At 39.3% G+C, this 1,732-nt stretch carries 3 protein-coding genes; 2 read left to right on the top strand and 1 reads right to left on the bottom strand.

The genetic code is table 11. The annotated features are described in order from the left end of the window. Positions 1 to 102: 102 nt before the first annotated feature. Together ACYVTD_RS12405 and ACYVTD_RS12400 are read left to right on the top strand one after the other, a co-directional pair. Positions 103 to 321 carry a hypothetical protein gene (locus tag ACYVTD_RS12405; RefSeq protein ID WP_461248066.1) on the top strand — a complete coding sequence of 73 codons (219 nt, stop codon included), beginning with the start codon at positions 103 to 105 and terminating at the stop codon, positions 319 to 321. A 13-nt stretch (positions 322 to 334) separates the two neighbouring features. After that, positions 335 to 520 (top strand): hypothetical protein, encoded by a 186-nt coding sequence (locus tag ACYVTD_RS12400; RefSeq protein ID WP_461248065.1) that lies wholly within the window; start codon positions 335 to 337, stop codon positions 518 to 520. 6 nt (positions 521 to 526) lie between these two features. Here ACYVTD_RS12400 and ACYVTD_RS12395 read toward each other — a convergent pair whose 3' ends face one another. Beyond that, positions 527 to 1,651: an N-acetylneuraminate synthase family protein gene (locus ACYVTD_RS12395; RefSeq protein ID WP_461248064.1), complete on the bottom strand. Its 1,125-nt coding sequence runs from the start codon at positions 1,649 to 1,651 to the stop codon at positions 527 to 529. Positions 1,652 to 1,732 lie beyond the last annotated feature (81 nt).

The following is a 1,732-nucleotide window of genomic DNA, read 5'->3' as shown; positions in this document are numbered from 1 at the left end:
GTATAGAAACTAAAATATTGTTCATTTTTTTGTTGATTTTTTGAAAAGATTGGTGTATAGTAAAATTATAGATGTCTCTAATTTAAGGTGAGGAGATTTAATATGAGAAAGACGCTTATTTTTTTTATAATAATTGCAGTTGTAGGATTAGTTCTTGTTTCTTGTGAAAAAGAAGTTGTTACCTACTGTCCTTTTTGCGGTCAGACAAATTTAAAAGCAATAGAAAAATTCAACAAGGAAACATCCAGAACGGAAATATACTATGAATGTACTAACGAAAAGTGCAAGAAAGTATTTGCCGCTGGTAAGAATCCATACTAATAAGGAGATATAAATGAAAAAGAGTTTTATTTTAATATTATTAATTATTATTGCTGGTGTTTTTATTACAGGATGCCCGACGGAAATTATTTCTTATTGTCCTTATTGCAGTTCCAGAAACATAAAAGAAACTGAGCCTAGTGTTTATAAATGCGAAAAGTGCGGTAAAACATTTGGCGCTAAAGAGATAGAAGAATAAAATTAATTAAATATCTTCAAACCTTATCCCTTCTCCTGAGGGGATAAAATTCCTCGCTGTTCGTCCTTCAATGGCTTTTTCCCAACAAGGTTCAAGCCCTGGTCGCAGAATTTTTTCTGTCCTTAAACATGCGTAATCGCCTTTTTTAATTATTTCGCCCTTTTGAATATCTCTAAGCGCGTGAATGGAGCGGTTTGTAAGGAGGTAATTGGCTTTCTCGGAAGGGGCAAGCTCTTTTATACCGCTACCCAAAATTTGACGTACAATGTCCTCCCCCCGTTCACGGCTGTAATAGGCGATTGTTTCATTCTGTGCGGCTTGTGCGGCGCGCTGAATTGCGCGCGTCATTTTGGAAAATTCTTCGGGCGGTAGGGCAATTGGGTCGTCAAGACCCGGGTCGCTTTTGGATAGGCAAAAGTGCTTTTCTATGACTGTTGCCCCCATAGCTACGGCAAGTGCGGGGACTAACTCAGGGTCGGAGCTGTGGTCGCTCACCCCCACGGGAATGCCGAAAATTGCCGCAAGGTTGGGAAGAACATTCAAATTGTAGTCGGTTTCGGGAGCGGGGTAGGATGTAACGCAATGCAAAAGGCATATTGAAGAATTATTTTTGTTTTTAAAGATTTCTACGGCAGTTTCTATGTCTGACAAGCGTGAAACCCCCGAAGAAAGCAGTACAGGAAGCCCCCAACCGGCAATTTCTTCGAGTAAACTTGTAAAATTCAGCTCTGGAGAGGCGATTTTTACCATTTTTGGCTGAAGTTTTCTTAAAATTTTAGCGCTTTTCAGCCCAAAAGGGGTACAAAGGAACAATAGCCCCTTGGATTCTGTATATTTTTTGACTTCTTCATAGAATTCATACCCCAATTCGAGGGACTTGAACCTGTCATACAGCCTGATTTTACCGCCGGGAAGGAGGACTTCCCCTGTATTTGGGGAAAGAATCTCATCGGCAAAGACCATTTGGACTTTAATACAGCCTGCTCCGGCTTGGGCGGCGACATTAATCAAGTCTTTTGCCTTATCAATACTGCCACTATGGGAAGTCCCAAGCTCCGCGATAATAAGGGGGTTTTTGGGGCTAAAAACCGATTTATCAATTTTTATAAATTTTTTATCATTTTTAGTCATAGGTACTCGACACATTTTAAAAGTTTTTGTATAATATAACAAGATAATAAATCAGGAGGCTTTTATGATAAGCGTTTATTG

It is taken from the genome of Treponema sp. R6D11, from assembly GCF_054786075.1.
Note: the sequence above shows the minus strand (reverse complement) of the source record. Positions and strands in the feature narration are given on the sequence as shown.

Coding starts and splice junctions, on each gene's coding strand:
- ACYVTD_RS12400 (WP_461248065.1), top strand. CDS start 335: ATGAAAAAGAGTTTTATTTTAATATTATTAATTATTATTGCTGGTGTT.
- ACYVTD_RS12405 (WP_461248066.1), top strand. CDS start 103: ATGAGAAAGACGCTTATTTTTTTTATAATAATTGCAGTTGTAGGATTA.
- ACYVTD_RS12395 (WP_461248064.1), bottom strand. CDS start 1,651: ATGACTAAAAATGATAAAAAATTTATAAAAATTGATAAATCGGTTTTT.